Source organism: Candidatus Frankia alpina (assembly GCF_902806485.1).
GTDB lineage: Bacteria > Actinomycetota > Actinomycetes > Frankiales > Frankiaceae > Frankia > Frankia alpina.
Window position 1 is genome coordinate 1 of record NZ_CADCWT010000335.1, and the last position, 4,175, is coordinate 4,175.

General features: G+C 72.3%; 2 protein-coding genes. One reads left to right on the forward strand and one right to left on the reverse strand.

The features are described 5' to 3' along the window. The first annotated feature begins 4 nt into the window (after positions 1-4). Entirely contained in the window at positions 5-892 is an 888-nt protein-coding gene (locus tag G6R25_RS22110; protein ID WP_163554433.1) for a helix-turn-helix transcriptional regulator, read from the forward strand. An 18-nt stretch (positions 893-910) separates the two neighbouring features. Here G6R25_RS22110 and G6R25_RS22115 read toward each other — a convergent pair whose 3' ends face one another. Beyond that, positions 911-3,589: an FAD/NAD(P)-binding protein gene (locus tag G6R25_RS22115; protein WP_163554432.1), complete on the reverse strand. Its 2,679-nt coding sequence runs from the start codon at positions 3,587-3,589 to the stop codon at positions 911-913. Between the last annotated feature and the right edge of the window lie 586 nt (positions 3,590-4,175).

Here is a 4,175-nt window from a genome sequence, read left to right on the forward strand (position 1 = left end):
GCCAATACTCCGCGTAGCAGATCGCAACCTAGAACGATCTTCCCGGGGCCCTGGGGCGGAACTCGGCGCGTTCCTGCGGGGCCGCCGAGACCGGCTGTCACCGACACAGGCCCGCATCGAGCCCTTTCCTGGCCCGCGTCGAGTGCCCGGCCTGCGCAGGGAGGAGCTCGCGGTGGCCGCCGGACTCAGCCCCGACTACTACAGCCGGCTCGAGCAGGGCCGCCAGGCGAACGTCTCACCCGAGGTTCTCGACGCGCTTGCTCGCGCGCTGCGCTTGGACGACACCGAACGTGCTCACCTGCATGACCTGGCCGCGCCCGGCCCACAGCCCCGCAGTGCCCCCGCGCGGGAACTCGCGCAACGGGCCGACCCCGGACTACTGCGGATCATGACCGCGCTCCATGACGTCCCGGTGCTGCTCCTCGACCACCGCGGCGACGTGTTGGCCCGCAACGCTCTGCTACGCGCGGTACTGGGCCGTCCGCTGGAACCGGGCTCGTCCTTCCTGCGCTACCTGTTCCTCGACCCGGTCGCCCGCGAGCGCATCGTGAACTGGGCGGTCTTCGCGCAGGCCGCTGTGGCGACGCTGCGCCTGGAGGCCGGCCGCCGCCTGCACGACCGCAAGCTGCACGCGCTCGTCGACGAGCTGCGCGCCACGGATGGCGACGTCGCGGCGTGGTGGGATGACCATGCGGTGCGCGACTACGCCTCAGTGATCAAGCTCATCCGCCACCCGGAGGCGGGCGACCTCATGTTCGGCATCGAGACCGTGTCGCCGCCCCACGAACCCGACCAGCGGCTCACGATCTACACCGTCGAGCCGGACTCGCCGACTGCCCGGGTGCTGCCGATCCTGGCCAGTTGGGACGCCGACACCGCCGACCTGTCCTGACCCAGGGTGAAGTACTGGTCACGCATTCGGTGACGGATGCCCGGCTTGTTGGCCGGCGAGGAGTTGCGCACGGCGGTGCACGTCGCGGGGGGAGCAGCGGCGGTCGAGCCGAGTCCGGAGAAGGGACTGGGCGATGTCAGGCCGGTTGGCCTGGATGGCGCAGTAGATCGTGGTGTCCTCGACGATCTCGCGCTGGGCGGCGCTGCCCCCGAGCCGCTCGACGCCGGGCAACGCGATCAGCGCGTCGGTCGCCCGGTCGGGATCACCGTGCAGGAGGTGCATCAGCGCGTCGGCCAGCGGCGCGATGGTGTCGGTGAACACCGCGCTGCCGCGGGCGGCCGCAGACCGGCGCAGTTGCGCGAGTCGGCGGCAGTCCCCCACGGCGGCGAGGGCGATGGCCGAGTGGAGCCCGACGAAGGGCGTCGGCGGATCGACGAGCAACGCGCCGGGAACGGTCTCCAACACCGGTCCGAGTTCCACCGACGTCCAGGCGCCGGCCGCGAAGCCGCGCCACAGCAGCGACGCCGAGTCGATCAGCGCCCGGACGCCGGAGACGGCCGGCGGCGAGAGCTGGGTCGAGAAACGCGCCCGGATCGCGCTGTCGTCACCGAGTGCGAGTTCGTGCAGGGCCGCGTGCCAGGAGAAGTGCGCCCGATGCGACGAATCCGACCCACAGGTCGAGATCCAGGCGTCCAACCAGGCCAGCCCTGCCTCGTGATCGCCGGTCTCGTAGTGGACGTGGGTCTTCGCGTGGACGGCGTGGCCGGCGGTCGGTTCGACGGCCAGCGCCAGCGCGGCGAGTTCGGCCGCCTCGTCCCACCGCCCCTGCTCCTGGCGGGTGAAGGCGAGCAGCCCCCGGTACCACCAGTCGTCGCGGTAGACGGCAGCCAGTCCTTCGACCAGGGCCCAGGCCTCGGCCGGGATCTCCGTCGCGCCGCTGAACGCGATGGTCGGCACGGCGATGCTGACGGCCAGGGCATCTTCCGGGTAGGCGTGGATATAGCTGAGCAGTGCCGCCGCCGAACCGGCTGCCCCCGGCTCACGGATGCGGGCGGCGACGACGTCGATGAAGCGCCGCTCACGCTCGTCGGCCCGGCCGGCGTGGCGTTGCGCGTCCCGCAGAGCCGTTTCCACGTCGACATCGGCGCCCCACTCGGCACCGAGCAGCGCCAGCGCCGCCTGCCCGAGGGCGAACTGGGGGTCGGCCGCGACCGCTTCGGCCACCAGCGTCTCGGCTCCGGACTGTACCCGCAGGATCCGTCCGAGCCCGGCGACATAGCGACCGGCCGCCTGCGGGCTGGCGGTGAGGGGCAGGCCGTAGGGGTCGCGCACCCGCCGGACGACCCGTGGCCCAGGCAGGGCGGCCACGATGGCGCGGGCGAGCGCGGCCGCCTGGCCGCGGATCTCGGGAATCGCCGTGCTCTCCCACAGCTCCCCCCGCCGGGGCGGTCCGATGGCCCAGATCGCCGGCCGGGGCCCGTCGGTCGCGACCAGCCGCCCGGACGCCTCGGTGGCGAAGCCCAGGTCCAGGCCGTCCGGGGTCGCCAGGCCGGCGGCGAGCAGGTTCATGACCAGGGGATCATGGCTGGTCCGCACGCCGGCGCCGGCACCGGTGCAGTTGACCACGGCCGCGGCGAGTACCCGAGAGCCGTCACTGAGCGAGACCTCGACGCCGGCCGCGGTGTCACAGGCGTCGACGACCTGCGCGGCGTGCACGACCAGCGATCCCTCGGCGCGGCGTTGCTCCAGCCAGGCGTGGATGGCGGGGTCGACGCGGTGGCGCACCTGGTCCCAGCGGCGCATCGTCGTGGCGACGAAGCTCGACCGGGCGGCCGCGTCCAGGCGTGACCACAGCTCGGCCGTCACCGGGCGCATCGCGTCCACGGCCCGCCGCCAGTCGCCACCGGCCGCGCGGATGTGATCGAAGACCAGCCGGCGGGCCCGGGCGAGGCTCACCGGTCCGTCGGGCAACTCCGGGGCGGCGAGCGGCGGCGCCGGGTCCACAGCGTGGGGCAACGGAAGCAGCCCGTGACGCGAGGTCACATGCAGGCGCACGCCGGCCCGGCTCCAGCGCTGGGCCATGTCGGCCATGGTCAGGCCCGAGCCGACGAGCAGCACGTCGCTGCCGGCCGGGACGCGAGGCTGGGAATCCGCCCGCCACGGATCACCGACGAACCGCGGCGACCGGGCCAGCGCCGGCGGAGCCCACGACGTCGTCGCAGTGCCGTGCCCGAGCGCGAGGACGACGCCGTCGACCGGATGGCTGGTCCCGTCCTCGAGCGTGAGGCGCAGCCGGCGGCCGTGCCGGCGGACGTCCGTCGCGCGGGCGCACACCCGCTCGTAGTGCACCCCGCTCACCGCGCGCAGCGTCTCCTCCAGCGTGTGGCGGAGGTAGTCGGCATAGAACTGGCGGGGCGCGAAACCCCTGGCTGGAAAGTCGACCGCGACGTGCCGACGAAGCCAGCGCAGGAAGTGCTGCGGGTCATCGTCGAATGCGCTCATCTTCGCGGCCGGGACATTGAGCCGGTGCCGCGGATCCCGGGTCAGATACGCCAGGCCCTCGCCGACGTCGTCCGGTTCGACGAGCAGTATTGTGAATCTTCGGCCGGTAACCGCCACGGACCTTGCCAGTTGGGCGGTGGCGAGGCAACCGCTTGCCCCACCACCCACCACCGCGACGACCACCGGCGCACTCATCGGGACCGTCGACAGTACGTGTGCGGACACCTGGGCATGGAGATCTCCTTCGCTGGTCATTCCGATCGATATCAGGTTAAGCACAGGCGGGGCAGGCCGTGGCCCAGATCGGCAGAACGCTGGTGTGGCCGTCGACGCACACCTCCCCGACCTCGCCGGGCCGTTGAACAACCGCGGGCCACCGCCTCGCCGTCGCGCCCGACCGGGTGGGTGGCCTGTCCGTGGGTCTGGTACCCGCCGGCCCAGGTGATGGTGACCTCGACCAGCTCGCTGGTACCGACGACGGTGACGGCGATCTCATCGATCTGTCCCTCTGACCGACTGACCCGGTCGGCTCCCCGACGGACTTCTGTGCCGGTGCCGCAGCCGCCAAGGCTTGCCCGTTGTGAGGACGGGTCGAGTCCCGTCGATCGTGCCCCGCTCCAGTGGGTCGGTGGTGACGTGGCGACGGGCGCAGATGATCCTGCTCTCCGCGCAGGCCATGACCCCGAAGAAGGATCTGGGCTGGCCGTGGGATATTCAGGCCGTCGATAGCCGTCCTTCGATCTCTGTCGCCTCGCCAACAAATGCCGCCAGTTACTGGGAG